Genomic DNA, 15,781 nt, shown 5'->3' on the forward strand with positions numbered 1-15,781 from the left:
ACCTCGTAAGTCCGTAGTTTAATCATTAAAGATTTGCACCGTGGCAGTTCTTAAACTTTTTACCACTTCCGCAAGGGCAGGGCTCGTTACGGCCAACCGTTGCTTCTTTCCTAATGGGCTGCAAAGGTTGAGGCTCGCGGGTATCACCTACCAAGTCTAAATCAGACGGATCGCCATATTCTTGTTTGGTGGCATTTAACTTAGGCTGGGGCTTAGGGGCTGCTGCCTCCCTTACCTGCTCTGGCTCCTGCTGCATAGGAATACCGCCCTTAAACAAGAAACTAACCACTTCTTTGTTTACCACGTTGAGCATGCCCTTAAACAAGTTGAACGCTTCCATTTTGTAGATAATCAATGGGTCTTTTTGTTCGTAAACAGCATTTTGCACCGACTGTTTCAGCTCATCCATTTCACGTAAGTGCTCTTTCCAGCTATCATCAATTAAAGCCAATACAATGGTTTTCTCAAATGATTTGGTAATTTCCTTACCGTTATTCTCGATAGCTTTTTTAAGCTCAACCGGAACTTGGATTTGGCGCATCCCATCCGAGAAAGGAACTACGATCTGTTCGATCATGTCTCCCCTTTCTGCATAAAACTGGCGTAGCACCGGCATGGCCTGGTTTACCACCGCCTCTGATTTACGGATATAAAAAGCGGTTACTTCCGCAAACAATTTATCCGTTAGATCATGGATTTTTTTGCTGCTAAATTCTTGTTCAGTAATTTCAGTATCTACCGAGAAGTTTTTGATGACTTCCAGCTTGAAGCCTTCGTAGTTTGATTCTTCTTTGTATTCGGTTACGATATCTTCGGCAACATCAAAAATCATGTTGTTCATGTCCACGTCCAAACGCTCGCCAAACAGGGCGTTACGACGTTTAGCGTAAATTACCGAACGTTGCGAGTTCATTACATCATCGTACTCTAACAAACGCTTACGTACACCGAAGTTGTTTTCTTCTACTTTTTTCTGGGCTCTTTCGATCGAATTGGTGATCATCGAGTGCTGGATCACCTCTCCTTCTTCGATTCCCATACGCACCATAATGTTAGAGATACGTTCTGAACCGAACAGGCGCATCAAATTATCTTCTAACGATACAAAGAACTGCGAAGTACCTGGGTCACCTTGACGGCCAGAACGACCGCGCAACTGTCTGTCAACACGACGAGACTCGTGGCGCTCTGTACCGATGATGGCCAAACCTCCGGCTTCTTTTACACCTGGTCCCAACTTAATATCGGTACCACGGCCGGCCATGTTGGTAGCAATAGTCACCTGGCCTGGCTGGCCTGCTTCGGCCACAATATCAGCCTCCCTTTGGTGCATTTTGGCATTCAATACGTTGTGCTTAATGCCCCTCAATTTCAGCATACGGCTCAATAATTCCGAAATCTCTACCGAGGTAGTACCTACCAATACTGGTCGGCCTGCTTCCGTTAGTTTTACAATTTCTTCTGCTACCGCGTTATATTTTTCCCTCACCGTACGGTAAACGTAATCTTGGGCATCTTTTCTGGAGATGGTTCTGTTGGTTGGGATTTCTACCACGTCTAATTTATAGATCGACCAAAACTCGCCAGCTTCGGTAGTTGCGGTACCGGTCATACCACAAAGTTTATGGTACATACGGAAGTAGTTTTGCAGGGTGATGGTGGCATAGGTTTGCGAAGCGTCCTCTACCTTTACGTTTTCTTTTGCTTCAATTGCCTGGTGCAACCCATCAGAGTAACGACGGCCCTCCATGATACGGCCAGTTTGCTCGTCTACAATTTTCACCTTACCTTCATCAAGGATATATTCAGTATCTTTTTCAAATAAAGTATAGGCTTTTAACAACTGGTTGATGGAGTGAACACGCTCTGCTTTAACCGCATAATCACGCATTAAGGCATCCTTTTGGGCAATTTTATCTTCATTGCTCAAGTTCGATTTTTCGATCTCGGCAATTTCTGTACCTACATCAGGCAATACGAAAAAGCTTGGATCTTCCCCTTGTTGGGTAATTAATTCGATACCTTTTTCGGTTAATTCTACCTGATTGTTTTTCTCATCAATATGGAAATATAGCTCGGCATCTACTTTAGGCATGTTTTTAGATTGGTCTGCCATGTAGTAGTTTTCTGTTTTAAGCAAGGTTTGTTTGTTGTTGCCTTCGCTTAAAAACTTAATTAAAGCTTTATTTTTAGGCAAACCGCGGTGTGCACGTAATAATGCCAAACCACCTTCGCCTTCTTCTGTACCAACATTACCACTGTTTATTAAGGTTTTAGCAGCGTTTAAAGCCGATTGTACATAAGCCTTTTGTGCATTTACCAAACGCTCAATGCGAGGTTTCAATTCGTGGAATTCATGTTGATCACCAAACGGAACCGGGCCCGAAATGATCAATGGTGTACGGGCATCGTCAATTAATACTGAATCGACCTCATCCACCATGGCAAAATGCAATTTGCGCTGTACCAACTGTTCTGGTGTTTGCGACATATTGTCACGCAGGTAATCGAACCCGAACTCGTTGTTGGTTCCGTAGGTAATATCCGCTAAATAGGCCTTTCTTCTTTCTTCTGAATTTGGCTGGTGTTTATCAATACAATCAACACTTAAACCATGAAACTCGAACAATGGGCCGTTCCACTCACTATCACGACGGGCAAGGTAATCGTTCACGGTTACGATGTGTACACCTTGCCCGGCAAGTGCATTTAGATAGGCTGGCAAGGTACTTACCAGGGTTTTACCCTCACCGGTAGCCATCTCGGCAATTTTACCGCTGTGCAGCACCATACCGCCAATTAACTGTACGTCGTAGTGCACCATGTTCCAAGCTACTTGGTTGCCCGCAGCTTCCCATTTATTGGCCCATAAAGCCTTGTCACCAACAATTTTTACATTGTTCTTCTTGGTGGCCAGTTCCCTGTCAAATTCCGTAGCGGTAACTTCCAAAGTTTCGTTTTCACTTAAACGACGTGAAGTTTCTTTAACTACAGCAAAAGCCTGGGGCAATAGCTGTTGCAAAACCTTTTCCAGCTCAACATTGCGCTCTTTACCTAGGGCATCAATCTCATCGTACAAATTGGTTTTTTCCTGCAATGAAAGCTCCGGGCTTTCGGCTTGGGTTCTTAAACCATTGATTTTTTCGTCGATACTGGCCAATGCTGATGCAATAACCGCTTTAAACTCAATGGTCTTATTTCTAATTTCGTCGTTGCTTAATGAAGATAACTTGGCATATTCCTCATTAATTTGTGCTACAATTGGCTGTAGCGCTTTTATATCTCTTTCTGATTTGCTTCCAAAAATTTTGGCTAAAAATCCTAACATGATCTATTTTATTGTTAAATGGTATTATTGTTCAGTTGGTTAATTGCTGAAATGCGTTAACTGTTTAATTGGTTAATTGTTTCGAAAACCAGCAATCACTTTGTATCGGCAATCGTATTCCGTTAATGCCTGCCTACCGTAGGCAGGTCAAATCGCAAATCAGCACACAACAACCAAGCCACACCCATAATACAGGTCAACTTGACAGCCGCAGTGTTTTCTGCGATTAACGGATATCGTGTTTGGCTTTAACAAGCGCTATGGGCTATTGTTCCTTGGGTTTTCAAGTGTAACCGAATAGGCGATAGGCTGGTTGCGGACATTATATTTAATGCAGTTATCGCTAGAAATCACGCCTATAGCGCTCAGCTGGTTGTTGGATAGGATAAAGTGTGGCAGGTGCTGCAGGTCCTGTATCGAGCGGATAGACGTTTGCTCAGAAGTGGTTTGCTGCCTGGCACAATACCGCTCGGTTAAATAGCGGGTCCCCTCCACACGATCGGCTTTGGCCAGGTGCGAAAGGCTGAAAAACACAAGAGATATGGTGACAAGATGCCTCATTATTGCGGCAAATCTAGTTTTATTCTTTTATAATCAGAAATTTGATTTGGGCAAGGGCGCTTTGCGATGAGGTTTAACAGCAATTTAGTTATCCATTTAAGCCGCCTGTTTAGCTCAATTACTTGCCTTGTTACTGCCCAGGTAATTCCGTGCTCTCTAGCTAAAACAACTTAAAAGGCTGAACATCCAAGCTTAAGGCTCAATTTCCCCGCTCGGGGCTATACCACCTCCTTAACACCATTAAAATCTACTAAATTTATCTTCACTTTTAACTTTTTATGCCCCTCGTAAGCAGAAAGCAATATCTTTGCGCTATGAATATCTTACTAATAGGTTCTGGCGGAAGAGAAAGTGCTTTTGCCTGGAAATTAAGCCAATCGGAAAATTGCGACAAATTGATCATTGCCCCGGGCAATGCAGGCACCGCCAACTACGGAAAAAACGTAAACATCAATCCTAATGATTTTGAAGCGGTAAAAGCACTTGCGCTAAAAGAACAGATTGACATGCTTGTGGTTGGCCCCGAAGAACCTTTGGTATTAGGTATCCATGATTTTTTTGTGAACGATGAAGAACTGGCCCATATTCCGGTAATTGGCCCTAAAAAAGAGGGTGCCGTGCTAGAAGGAAGCAAGGATTTCTCTAAACAGTTTATGGAGCGCCACCATATCCCAACGGCAAAATCAAAATCATTTACCAACGCAAATTTAGATGAGGGCCTAGCCTATCTGGCGCAGCACAGCCTTCCTATTGTGCTAAAGGCTGATGGACTTGCCGCAGGTAAAGGAGTATTGATTATCGACAACCACCAAGAAGCGCAGGATGAACTGAGGCTGATGCTGGATGGCAAATTTGGCAAGGCGGGCTCCACCGTAGTGGTAGAGGAATTTTTAACGGGCATTGAATTATCGGTGTTTGTATTAACTGACGGGAAAAACTACGTGACTTTACCAGAGGCGAAAGACTACAAACGTATTGGCCAAGGTGACACCGGCCTAAACACCGGCGGCATGGGTTCCGTTTCACCGGTTCCTTTTGCAGATGCGGTGTTTTTAAATAAAATTGAAGAACAGATCATTAAACCTACCGTAAACGGCCTGGCCAGCGAAGGGATAGATTATACAGGCTTTATCTTTTTCGGATTGATTAAAGTGGGCGATGAGCCTTACGTAATTGAATACAATTGCCGTATGGGCGACCCGGAAACGGAAAGCGTAATCCCAAGGATTGAAAATGACCTGCTTGAACTTTTTATTGCGAGCAGCAAAAAAGAACTGGGGAACTACCAGATCAAGATTAGCCCCAAAAATGCCGCTACCGTAGTGATTGTGGCCGGGGGATATCCGGGCGAATATGAGAAAGGCAAACCTATTTCGGGACTCGAAAACATCAGAGATTCCTATGCTTTCCATGCGGGCACCATCTTGGACGGCGGCCTAGTTAAAACAAACGGTGGCAGGGTTTTGGCCATTAGCAGCGTAAAGGATACTCCATTTGAGGCCCTGCAAAGTGCCACTGCCGATGCCGCCAGAATATATTTTGATGGCAAATACTTTAGAGAGGACATTGGTTTTGACCTCATATAATCTCAATTTGAGGTAAAAATTTCTCACTTATCAACATTTATTCGTAAACTTGTAGTTACAAGGTGCGATTATCCACATCCCGATTAGGTCTATCGCAATAGCACTGGTCGGGATTTTTTTTCACTACAGCTATCTATTTGGCTAATTGGCACATTTTTTTTGTTACACAAACAGAACAATTATAACTGTAGCTTGACCAACAATCTAAATAAACCGTTTTACTACGCTCTCCTCGTATTAGGATTGCTAACGCTCCCCCTGTTAGGTTTTTCGCAACAAGAGCAACCTAAAAGAGTTACAGTAGTAGTTACCGCCAAGGAAATTACTCCTCAAAAATTAGTACAGCTACCTGCCAACAATGTCCCATCAATAGTTAGCGGCAAACCAAAGGCTACTTTAAAGAAAAAGTTGCATACCCATATTACGGCGAAACCAAAAACTAAGCCCGCTACACAAACAACATCCGCAAAAGCACTTGCCGAGCCAAGCCCTAAAGCAATTAGTGCCCCAACGCCTAAAAGCAAAAGCGTGGCCAAGGAAAACATCATAGCCAAAGCTGTACCCAAAAACCAAAATACCGCAAAACCTGTAGCCATAGCTCCCCCGACCCCAAAAAAAGAAACTGTAGTGAAGGCCCAGCCCGGGCAACAAAAGGAAAACAAAAAGATTGACAAAGAAGTTGCTCCCCCAGCACCAATTACTACCGCCAATACTTTAGGCACCAGTGCCGAAATAGAAAAAACGACAAAACCGGAGGATAACGCAACCATACAAACCAACAGCAGTAGAGACACGCCCCAACTTTCGCCCGATGGACAAACCAATGCCACCAGCTACATCTGGATTGGTGTTTTCCTGATTATTGCGGGGGTGGTTCTTGGTCTTCTCTTTGGCAAACCAGCCTTCCTGATTTCATTTGTGGGAGTGGTTTTTATAGCCCTGGGAATTATTATATAAACACAACCTACTATCGTTATAATCGCTAGAAATAATACGCTACCTGTCTCATGTGCCTATATTTTTAATTGAATCACATAGACCCCTAGCAAGCCCAATTGCATTAAAAACATATTTGGGCAGATCACCCTTTAAAAATTATCAGATTATTTAACCATGACCCCATGTGCCTATGTGGCCGTATTTTAATGTTGGATGTTAAAACGCTTTATCATCTTTAAAACCGAAAAGCAACCTAAATTGAACCACACAGGCACATCGCAAATCCAATTGCATTAAAGCGGATCATAAAAAAGGGCTTCCACTTTTAAGTAGAAGCCCCATTTATTGAAATCTTTCGAAAGATCTTATTTTGTTTTTTTATCCAAAACCTCGGCAAGTTTTTTGTGCAATGCTCCACCTCTTAGGTCTTTTGCGATAATTTTACCGCTAGGGTCAACCAAGAAATTAGCTGGAATGCTTCTGATTCCCCAAGCCGTAGACACTTCGTTATTCCAACCTTGCATGTCAGACACCTGTGTCCAGGCTAATTTATCGTCTTCCACCGCTTTCAACCATTGTTCTTTAGTAGTTCTAGTGTTGCCACCATCCAAAGAAACACCTAAGATCGTAAAGTTCTTGTCTTTGAATTTATTAAAGGCCTCTACTACATTTGGATTTTCGTTACGACAAGGACCGCACCACGATGCCCAGAAATCGATCAATACATATTTACCTTTAAAGTCTGATAGTTTTACCGCCTTGCCATTAGGATCATTCTGTGTAAAATCCATTGCCAGTACACCTACTGCGGTTTTTTTAGTAGCTTCAATAATTTTGGGAATGCCCTGTCCGGTTTTGGTTGCCTTCAACTCAGGAGAAAGCGTAGCATACAATTTTTCAACTTCGCCAACCACCTTGTCATTTGAGGCCAAAGAGCCTAATTGAACCAAACTGATATATGATTTTGGGTTGTTTTTAACGAAGCTTAAATAAACCGGAGTTTTTTGATCCCTAACAGCATTGTATTTTTCCATAAAAGCATCCATCACCGCCTCATCTTCTCGTTGCTCTTTGGTAAACTTTGAATACTCCTCGTTAAGTACTTTTTCTTTTTCGGTAAAAGGTTTCAACAAAGCAGCTAATTTTGCATTGTCAATATTTACAGGGGAACCGCCAGCAACTGAAGACCTTAAGCTATCGGCACTGGTTACCGTAATGTTTCCCGGTTCAATATATAAGGCCATATAATCCATGTTACGGGTGTTAGCCCCTTTTTTATATGGGTTTATGTTATTGAACAAATTGCCCATTACCGGTGTAGTAACCTTGCCTTTAAATTCAAACGAGCCATTATTTACAATAGCTGAATCAGTTACTCTTTGGCCGTTTTCAGGATACACAAGATATACCTTGTTACCATTTGCTACAGATTTTGCCGTTCCTTTTAGGGTAAAATCTGATTGAGCCATTAATGCTACAGGAGCTAGCAATAAGGCAGAAAGGATTATTTTTTTCATTGTTTAAAGTGTTAGTGAAATAAAGCTTCGTAAAAAGCTTATCTGTTTAGTATAATAAGTTGTTAATCAAATATACGAATATCTAAGTTTGGTTGGTTGTTTTTCTTAGAGGAGTTTTTGATAAGTACGCCACCACAAGTCGGGCATTTCACCCTTAACGGCGGTATTGTAATCATCGTAACGGCAAGGTACCAGATGAAAGCGTTCGTTTTTTGAGCCATTTGCAGGATAAGGCACCTGCATCCACCACCGATCTGATTTCTTGCTTTTCACAAAGTTTACTTCGGTAGCTCCGTCGTTTACCGTAGCCCGGTAAATAATATATTGCGATTTGGGAGTTAACGGAAAATCTTTCTTTCTGGCATAATATCCATCTACAAAATACCAAACCATTTGGGACAGCAGCATGGCCGTTTGGCTTCCCTTATCAAAAGCTGGATTAAATTCGTAAAAGCCAATCGAAGTCAGCTTGTCGCTCATACCGGCATATCTGGCAATGCGGCAAGCATCCTCCCCATAAAAGCCATTAGGCACCATGTTCATATTGCCACAGGCATCACTGGAGCGGATAGCCCCCATATCAAAACTCACCATGTTAGCATTGCGGATCACGGGCTCGGAAACAGACAGATCGGAAACAAACTCGCCCAAACGGTGCACGTCAAAATATAGCTTGTCCATTACCCGTAAACTATCCTGACTTACAAAATAAGTTTGGTAGCCCATGTTGCTGTAGTTGAACAGATAATTGGGCTGATGCAGAAAAATCTTGCTCAGATAGCTCTGCGAGGTAGTGGCCACGCCTTCGGAATCATCCTCGTCAATATCAAACCGATTGTCGACCACCAGCAAATCTACCTTTTGCTCCAAATGCTCGTAGCCCATATATTGTGCATAGGTAAGGTCTTGCCCTCCACCAATAATCACGGGCACAACGTTGAGTTTTACCAATTCGGCAACTACCGTTTTTACGGCAAAATAGGTGTCTGAAACTTCTTGTCCTGCAATGATATTTCCCAAGTCCACCATCTTGGTGTTTGCCTGTCCTTCGTTAAGCAGGTAAAACTGTTCGCGGAAATAATCAGGCGCCAAAGAGCAACCATTGTTATGCACTGCGCCCCTATCATCTTTTACCCCAAAAATAGCCAGATCGTACTTGCCTTCTTCCAATTCGGGGAAGGTATCCGTAAAAAATTCAACCTTCATTCCCAACTGACTGGTAAAGAAACCTTTCTTAGGCGTAAATTTTTCTGGGTCTATGGGCGAAAAAAAATCAGACAAAGTCATAAAGCTATTTAAATGTTGCCCCCAAATATCTATTTTTGGGCGCATATATTAAGAGCCTGTTTAAAATTTATGTTTTAAATATAGCTTGTTTCGTTAAAAGGCAGGCTCCAACATTCTTTAAAAAAATGAAATGATACTTGTTACAGGCGCTACGGGGTTTTTAGGAGCAGAATTGGTAAAGCAACTGACCAACAAAAATTTGGCAGTGAGGGCCATCAAAAGAAATGGCTCAGCCATTCCTGCCCCGCTACAAAACAATCCGCTGGTTACCTGGCACTTGGCCGATGTAAGCGAAACCGAAAGCCTTGCCGATGCTTTTGAAGGCATTAGCCAGGTTTATCACTGTGCCGCTACAGTATCCTTTAACCCTAAAGATAAGGCCCAGCTTTTTAAGATTAACATTGAGGGTACGGCCAACATCGTTAACCTTTGCACGGAGAACCAGGTGCGTTTGCTTCACGTAAGCTCCATAGCGGCATTGGGCATTGCCAAGGAAGGCCAGCTCATCACCGAAAAGCATTTTTGGGAGTACGATCCCAAAGCGCACAACTATGCCATTTCAAAATACGAAGGCGAAATGGAAGTTTGGCGTGGCATAGCCGAAGGATTGGACGCCGTGATTGTAAATCCAGCCGTAATTATTGGCAAAAACGCTGGCTACAACGGTAGCGGCGCAATTTTCAAACTGGTAAAAGACGGCTTGAAGTTTTATACCGACGGTGCTACCGGCCTTGTGGATGTAGAAGATGTAGCCAAAGCCATGATCTTGCTCATGGATAGTGAAATTACCGCCGAACGTTTTACCTTAAGTGCCGAAAACCTACATTACAAGGACTTTTTTGCACAGATTGCACAAGGCTTTGGCATCAAAGCTCCATCTGTAGAGGCCAAACCCTGGATGCTGGGCATTGCTTGGAGAGCCGCCAAACTGGCTTCGGTTTTTACCGGAAAGGCTCCCAGCCTCACCAAAGATGCCGCCCGCAGCAGCTTTAACCTCAGCTATTACAGCAACCAAAAAATAAAAGACACCCTAAACTTCGAATTTAAACCCCTACACCAAAGCATTGCCGAGGTATGCAATGCCTTGAAATAAACTCCAGATGAAACAGCAGAACTTTTACATCATTGATTTTGACAGCACATTTACCCAAGTTGAAGCCTTAGACGAACTCGCCCGTATTTCCCTTGCCAAACACCCCGAGCGTGAAGCCATTTACCAAAAGATAGAGGACTACACCAACTTAGCCATGGAAGGAAAGCTATCGTTTTCGGAAAGCTTGGCCCAACGGGTGAAACTGCTAGAAGCCAATGAAGAGCACCTGCAAAAACTCATCAAACATCTAAAAAAGAAAGTATCGAAATCTTTTTCCCGCAATGCGGATTTTTTTAAAAAACATGCTGATGAGGTACTCATTGTTTCGGGTGGGTTTAAGGAATTTATTACGCCTGTGGTAAGCCAGTACCACATCAAAAAAGAAAATATCTATGCCAATACCTTTGTAACTACCGGTGACGGCAAAATTATAGACTACGATCATGCCAACCCGTTGAGCGAAGAGGGCGGGAAGGTGAAACTGATGCAGCAATTGAACTTACAGGGTAATTTGTATGGCATTGGCGATGGTTATTCTGATTTTCAGCTTCGCGAAAGTGGCCTCATCAAAAAATTCTATGCCTTTACCGAGAATATTGCCCGGGAAAGTATTGTTAACAAAGCAGATCACGTGACGCCAAGTTTTGATGAGTTTTTGTACGTAAATAATTTGCCAAGGGCGATATCTTATCCCAAAAACAGGATTTTGTGCCTGGTGATTGGCGAGGTGCCTGCCGATACCATCAATTTCCTCAAAAAGGATGGTTTCTCCATTCGCCATAAGACTGAATTTGAAGAGAAATATGTGGCTGATGTGGGCATGATGATTTTGGCCAATGGCGAAAAAATTGAAGACGAGAAACTCAAAAGAGCAGTAAAACTTAAAACCATTGGCTATTTGGGCAATGCTAAAAACAAGCTCTCCTTTCAAATTTGCAATGAAATGGGCATTGTGATTTTTGATGATGCCAAAGCAAATCCAAGAAATGCCTTGTTTATCCCCAAACGTGTAGCCGATTTCATGAATAAAGGCACCACTTATTTGAGCTGCAACTTCCCCAATTTGCAATTGCCGGCTATTGATAGGTCGCACCGATTGATCCACATCCACAAAAATGTACCAGGCATTATGGCAAAAATCAACACCATTTTTGCCAAGCACAATATCAACATTGTGGGGCAATTTTTAATGACCAATAGCACCATCGGCTATGCCATTACCGATATCAATACCGAGTACGACAAGCAATTGTTCAAATCATTGAAAAAAATTGAACATACCATAAAGTTCAGGGTATTGTATTAACTTTAGGCCACAGCATTACACTTTGACCATCTTTAAGAGATGGTCAAAGCTGGAATAGTTGAAAAAAGTGGTATTTAACTAACTATACTGTCATTACGCCTAAAAAAGCAGTGCCCATGTTATCTTCATCGTGGATACGGATTTTCAATTTCAGCCTTATCATAGATAGGCCCAGCTAGTTATTGTCTTTTCTAACAGATGCTGAACTAAATTCGGCATGACGAAAATAGTGCGTTAGCACAAACAAACATCGTTAACTGATAAAGACAAAACAAATGGAACTTACTCCACAGATTAAGGAAAAACTGGCCCTGCTTCAGGAAAAATACGAAGCCATGGGGCAGGATATGGTCTCGTATCTTGATGGCCTTTTATATGCCGATTTTCTCACCTATTGGGACTACATTCATCTGGATACTTTGCTGAGCCTGCAAAGTCCAAAAACGCCTTTCCCTGATGAGGAAATCTTCATCATGTACCACCAAATTACCGAGCTGTATTTCAAGCTTTCGTTGCATGAATGCAGGCAAATTGCCACACATGAAAATTTAACCGCTCCATTTTTCACCGAGCGTGTAAAGAGAATAAATGCCTATTTCAATGCGCTCACCACCTCTTTTGAGGTAATGGTGAATGGCATGGAAAAAGAGCAGTTTTTGAAATTCCGCATGTCGTTGTTACCCGCCAGTGGCTTTCAAAGTGGTCAATACCGCATGATTGAAATATCAGCCACAGATTTTACCCAATTGGTAGACAAAAGCAAAAGGGAAGCACTAGCAGAAGCCAACATCGAAGAAAAATTTGAATACATCTATTGGAAATTTGGCGCTACCGAACTGGCCACGGGCAAACAGACTTTAACGCTAAAACAGTTCATCAACAAATATGCCGCTCAATTTTTAGCTTTGGCCAAAGAAAGAGAACACCGCAATTTCGCTTCGCTATACAAACAGCTGGAAACAAAAGGAGAGGATGTAAGCGAATTAGCGGAAGAGCTGCGCAAACTAGACCTTTACGTAAACGTGGAGTGGCCTTTGTCCCACTATAAATCGGCGGTAAGGTACTTGGAAAAAGATCCGGTAGACATTGCTGCAACCGGAGGAACCAATTGGCAAAAGTACTTGCCTCCCCGTTTTCAAAAAAGAATTTTCTATCCGTTTTTGTGGACTGATGAACAGAAAGATGAATGGGGAAAAGGATGGGTACTTAGTGTGCTGCAGACACTAAAAAACAAACATTAAATCTTTGTAAAGCCTTAAAAAACGCTTGATTTTTAGTACTTTTGCAGCAAATAAACTCAGGTCGCTAAAACGACCGTCAATTTCAAGAGCAGCAAAGCGGAAAGAATTTCTAAAGGATTTATCTGCGATACCGCTGTGGCCCGAAATGACGACCCAATGAAAGCTACCTTAAAAAATGTTATAAAATGACCGAAACATTAGACATCAAAGTAACAAAGGTTGAGCAAACTCGCCTTACCGTTACTGATTTTTCGCAATTGCCATTCGGTAAAGTATTTACCGACCACATGTTTTTGTGCGACTATCAGGATGGTGAATGGAAAAATCCCAGAGTAGTTCCCTATGGTCCAATCCCGATGAGCCCTGCCATTTCTGCCCTGCATTACGGACAGGCTATTTTCGAAGGTATTAAAGCCTATCGACTGCCTGATGGCAAAATCAGCATTTTTAGAGCGGATAAGAACTTCCTGCGTTTCAATAAATCGGCAAAAAGAATGGCGATGGCCGAAGTTCCCGAAGAAATTTTCATGCAGGGAATGGCTACGCTAATTAATATTGATGAGAAGTGGGTGCCTGCGCAAGAAGATTATGCACTTTACATTAGGCCTGTAATGTATGCAACAGACCCTTATTTAGGCGTTAAAGCTTCTGATTCTTATACGTTTGGTATTTTAACAACGCCTACCGGCAAGTATTACAACAAAGCATTAAGAGTAAAAGTAGAAACAGAATTTACCCGTGCCGATGATGGCGGTGTAGGTTTTGCCAAAACTGCTGGCAACTATGCCCGTTCATTATATCCATTTGAGGTAGCCAAACAAGAAGGCTTTGACCAGCTGATTTGGACCGATGCTCAAACTCATGAGTTTATTGAAGAAGCGGGTACGGCCAACCTCATGTTTGTTATGGATGGCAAATTAGTGACCCCAGCGGTAAGAACTACGGTATTAGATGGGGTAACCAGAGATACGATTATTCAATTGGCAAAAGCTGAAGGTGTTGAAGTAGAAGAAAGAAGGGTTTCTGTAAAAGAAATTATTGAAGGTATTGAAAGCGGTAGATTAACCGAGGCTTTTGCCGCTGGAACTGCTGCCACAGTAACCCATATTGGCGAAATCAACTACCAAGGAAAAGATTACACCTTAACTGATCCGGCTACCAGAAACGTTTCTAACAGTATTGCTAAAAAGCTGAATGATATTAAATATGGTTTAGCTCCAGATACTTTTGGTTGGAATTGGGTGATTTCTTAATCCCTTTTTCTTCTTAAAAAACAAAAGGCCCCGCAATGCGAGGCCTTTTTCATTTAATATCGAGCGCTATTGTTTATCCCACCAAACTCTACCGGTCAAATTATCTCCTCCGGTAACTGCCGCAGCAGCTTCGCGATAATTCGCTCCATTTTTGGCCGCTTCCTCTACTGGATATGGAAAACGGCGGGGAATAGTTCCATTAGTCGCATTACCCGGGAAAACCACTGGTGTTAGCACAGGGAAACCAGTTCTTCTCCAGTTACTCCAGGTTTCATAAAAATCAAGCTGGATATTGCTTGCTAGCCAATATTGCGTATTAATTTGCTGCAAACCTGTTCCAGCATTATAGGCATTTGCCAATAAATAGGTATCTGCTGCAGTTCCCGCAATGGCCATACTTGCATCATATGGGCTAAGTCCAGTAATTCCAGCTTTTACACCCGCATTATAATGTGTAGCAGCGCTTCCGCCTATTCCCCAACGTTGAGCGGCTTCTGCCAACAGCAATTCGGTTTGGGCGTATGACAGAATGAAGGTGACGCCATTTCTCTTTAGCATATTTGGATGCGGAGACGAATAATCTGGCATGGTAGTATAAAACGGATCAGAGCTGATATTTTGACTAGGCACTGCACTTAAATCCTTACCGTTGGGCATGCCTTTTTGCACCAGCGGATTGGCGTCAAAATTTGCATTTTGGGTTTTAGAACCATCGCTTAAATACAATTTAGTCACCGCAACTTTACCCAAGCGGGGATCTGCCGTAGTCTTCAACAAATCGATGAAGGTTTTAGACCATTTTACATAATAATGTTCCTGCCCGCCATCACCTAAAAGTACTTGGCTGTTTCTGTTCTGGGTTACTCTCGCTCCTCTATCATCATGAGCAACAATAGCATCATCTGCACTGGAAATAAGTGTTTTACCTATCGTTTTAGTGGCATAAGTTTTTGCGGTGTTTTCATCTATCTTTACTAAGCGCATCGCTAAGCGCAACAAAAACGAATTGCCAAAGCGTTTCCATTTTTCAATATCACCTTTATAAATGACATCCCCGACTACTTTATCTCCAGCTGGATTTAATGCATTGGTAGCTTCATCTACTTCTTTCAATAAATCCATGTATATGGCTTGTTGCTTATCGTATTTTGGCGTATAGTTACTGGTATAATAACCTTGCCCTGCTTGCGAATAAGGTACGTCACCATATAAATCTGTTAATCGAGCGAAAATCACGGCTTTCCAAATACGGGCTACATTATATAAATTGCTGTATTTCGCCTTGCCTTTGGCAAACTCTACGGCATCTACAATTGGACGTACTTGCTCTATATATGCTCCAACAGCTCCATTACCCCAATAGGCGGCCGTATACCCTTCATTTAACATATATTTATCTCCCGCCCAGTAGCTTACTACGGTAGACATGCCCTGCATCATGGTAGAACAATAAATCAGATTTCCTCTCCAAGTATCATAAGAAAAATCGATACTGCCTGTGTAAGTTAATTGTGCTGTAGACAGCATGTAATTTGGGTCGAAACTACTTGGCCCATATGCTACCGGATCAGTATTGATATCCTTGAAATCCTTGGTACAACCTGCGCCAAGAAACAATACAAAGATCGCTAGCAAACTATATTTATTCAGAATATTTGTTTTCATGTCAA

11 protein-coding genes are annotated in these 15,781 nt (G+C 42.4%); 6 read left to right on the plus strand and 5 right to left on the minus strand.

Annotated elements, in window-relative coordinates:
• Positions 1–25: 25 nt before the first annotated feature.
• Complete coding sequence (gene secA / locus DUT71_RS16575; protein WP_113663665.1) at positions 26–3,328, minus strand: preprotein translocase subunit SecA; 3,303 nt, start codon at positions 3,326–3,328, stop codon at positions 26–28.
• A 258-nt stretch (positions 3,329–3,586) separates the two neighbouring features.
• The gene (locus DUT71_RS16580; protein ID WP_162796085.1) at positions 3,587–3,889 is read right to left on the minus strand and encodes a hypothetical protein; all 303 of its coding nucleotides are present in this window, start codon (positions 3,887–3,889) and stop codon (positions 3,587–3,589) included.
• Positions 3,890–4,203: 314 nt separating this feature from the next.
• Between DUT71_RS16580 and purD the strand changes: the two genes are divergently transcribed.
• Positions 4,204–5,475, plus strand: a complete 1,272-nt coding sequence (gene purD / locus DUT71_RS16585; RefSeq protein ID WP_113663667.1) for a phosphoribosylamine--glycine ligase — start codon at positions 4,204–4,206, stop codon at positions 5,473–5,475.
• A gap of 192 nt (positions 5,476–5,667) precedes the next feature.
• Positions 5,668–6,432, plus strand: coding sequence for a hypothetical protein (locus DUT71_RS16590; protein ID WP_113663668.1), 765 nt, complete (start codon positions 5,668–5,670; stop codon positions 6,430–6,432).
• Between the two features lie 347 nt (positions 6,433–6,779).
• Here the strand turns inward: DUT71_RS16590 and DUT71_RS16595 are convergent, their stop codons facing one another.
• Positions 6,780–7,931: a redoxin domain-containing protein gene (locus DUT71_RS16595; RefSeq protein WP_113663669.1), complete on the minus strand. Its 1,152-nt coding sequence runs from the start codon at positions 7,929–7,931 to the stop codon at positions 6,780–6,782.
• A gap of 105 nt (positions 7,932–8,036) precedes the next feature.
• Complete coding sequence (locus tag DUT71_RS16600) at positions 8,037–9,218, minus strand: formimidoylglutamase (RefSeq protein WP_113663670.1); 1,182 nt, start codon at positions 9,216–9,218, stop codon at positions 8,037–8,039.
• Positions 9,219–9,348: 130 nt separating this feature from the next.
• On the opposite strand from DUT71_RS16600, the gene DUT71_RS16605 reads away from it, so the two are divergent.
• The 4 genes from DUT71_RS16605 (at position 9,349) to DUT71_RS16620 (ending at position 14,111) form a co-directional block, all read left to right on the plus strand.
• Positions 9,349–10,311, plus strand: coding sequence for an NAD-dependent epimerase/dehydratase family protein (locus DUT71_RS16605; protein WP_113663671.1), 963 nt, complete (start codon positions 9,349–9,351; stop codon positions 10,309–10,311).
• Between the two features lie 7 nt (positions 10,312–10,318).
• Complete coding sequence (locus DUT71_RS16610; RefSeq protein ID WP_113663672.1) at positions 10,319–11,617, plus strand: HAD-IB family phosphatase; 1,299 nt, start codon at positions 10,319–10,321, stop codon at positions 11,615–11,617.
• A gap of 275 nt (positions 11,618–11,892) precedes the next feature.
• Positions 11,893–12,858: a tryptophan 2,3-dioxygenase family protein gene (locus tag DUT71_RS16615; RefSeq protein WP_113663673.1), complete on the plus strand. Its 966-nt coding sequence runs from the start codon at positions 11,893–11,895 to the stop codon at positions 12,856–12,858.
• Positions 12,859–13,043: 185 nt separating this feature from the next.
• Positions 13,044–14,111: a branched-chain amino acid aminotransferase gene (locus tag DUT71_RS16620; protein WP_113663674.1), complete on the plus strand. Its 1,068-nt coding sequence runs from the start codon at positions 13,044–13,046 to the stop codon at positions 14,109–14,111.
• Positions 14,112–14,177: 66 nt separating this feature from the next.
• Here DUT71_RS16620 and DUT71_RS16625 read toward each other — a convergent pair whose 3' ends face one another.
• The gene (locus DUT71_RS16625; RefSeq protein WP_113663675.1) at positions 14,178–15,776 is read right to left on the minus strand and encodes a SusD/RagB family nutrient-binding outer membrane lipoprotein; all 1,599 of its coding nucleotides are present in this window, start codon (positions 15,774–15,776) and stop codon (positions 14,178–14,180) included.
• Between the last annotated feature and the right edge of the window lie 5 nt (positions 15,777–15,781).

The organism is Pedobacter nanyangensis (genome assembly GCF_003313505.1).
Classification (GTDB): Bacteria; Bacteroidota; Bacteroidia; order Sphingobacteriales; family Sphingobacteriaceae; genus Pedobacter; species Pedobacter nanyangensis.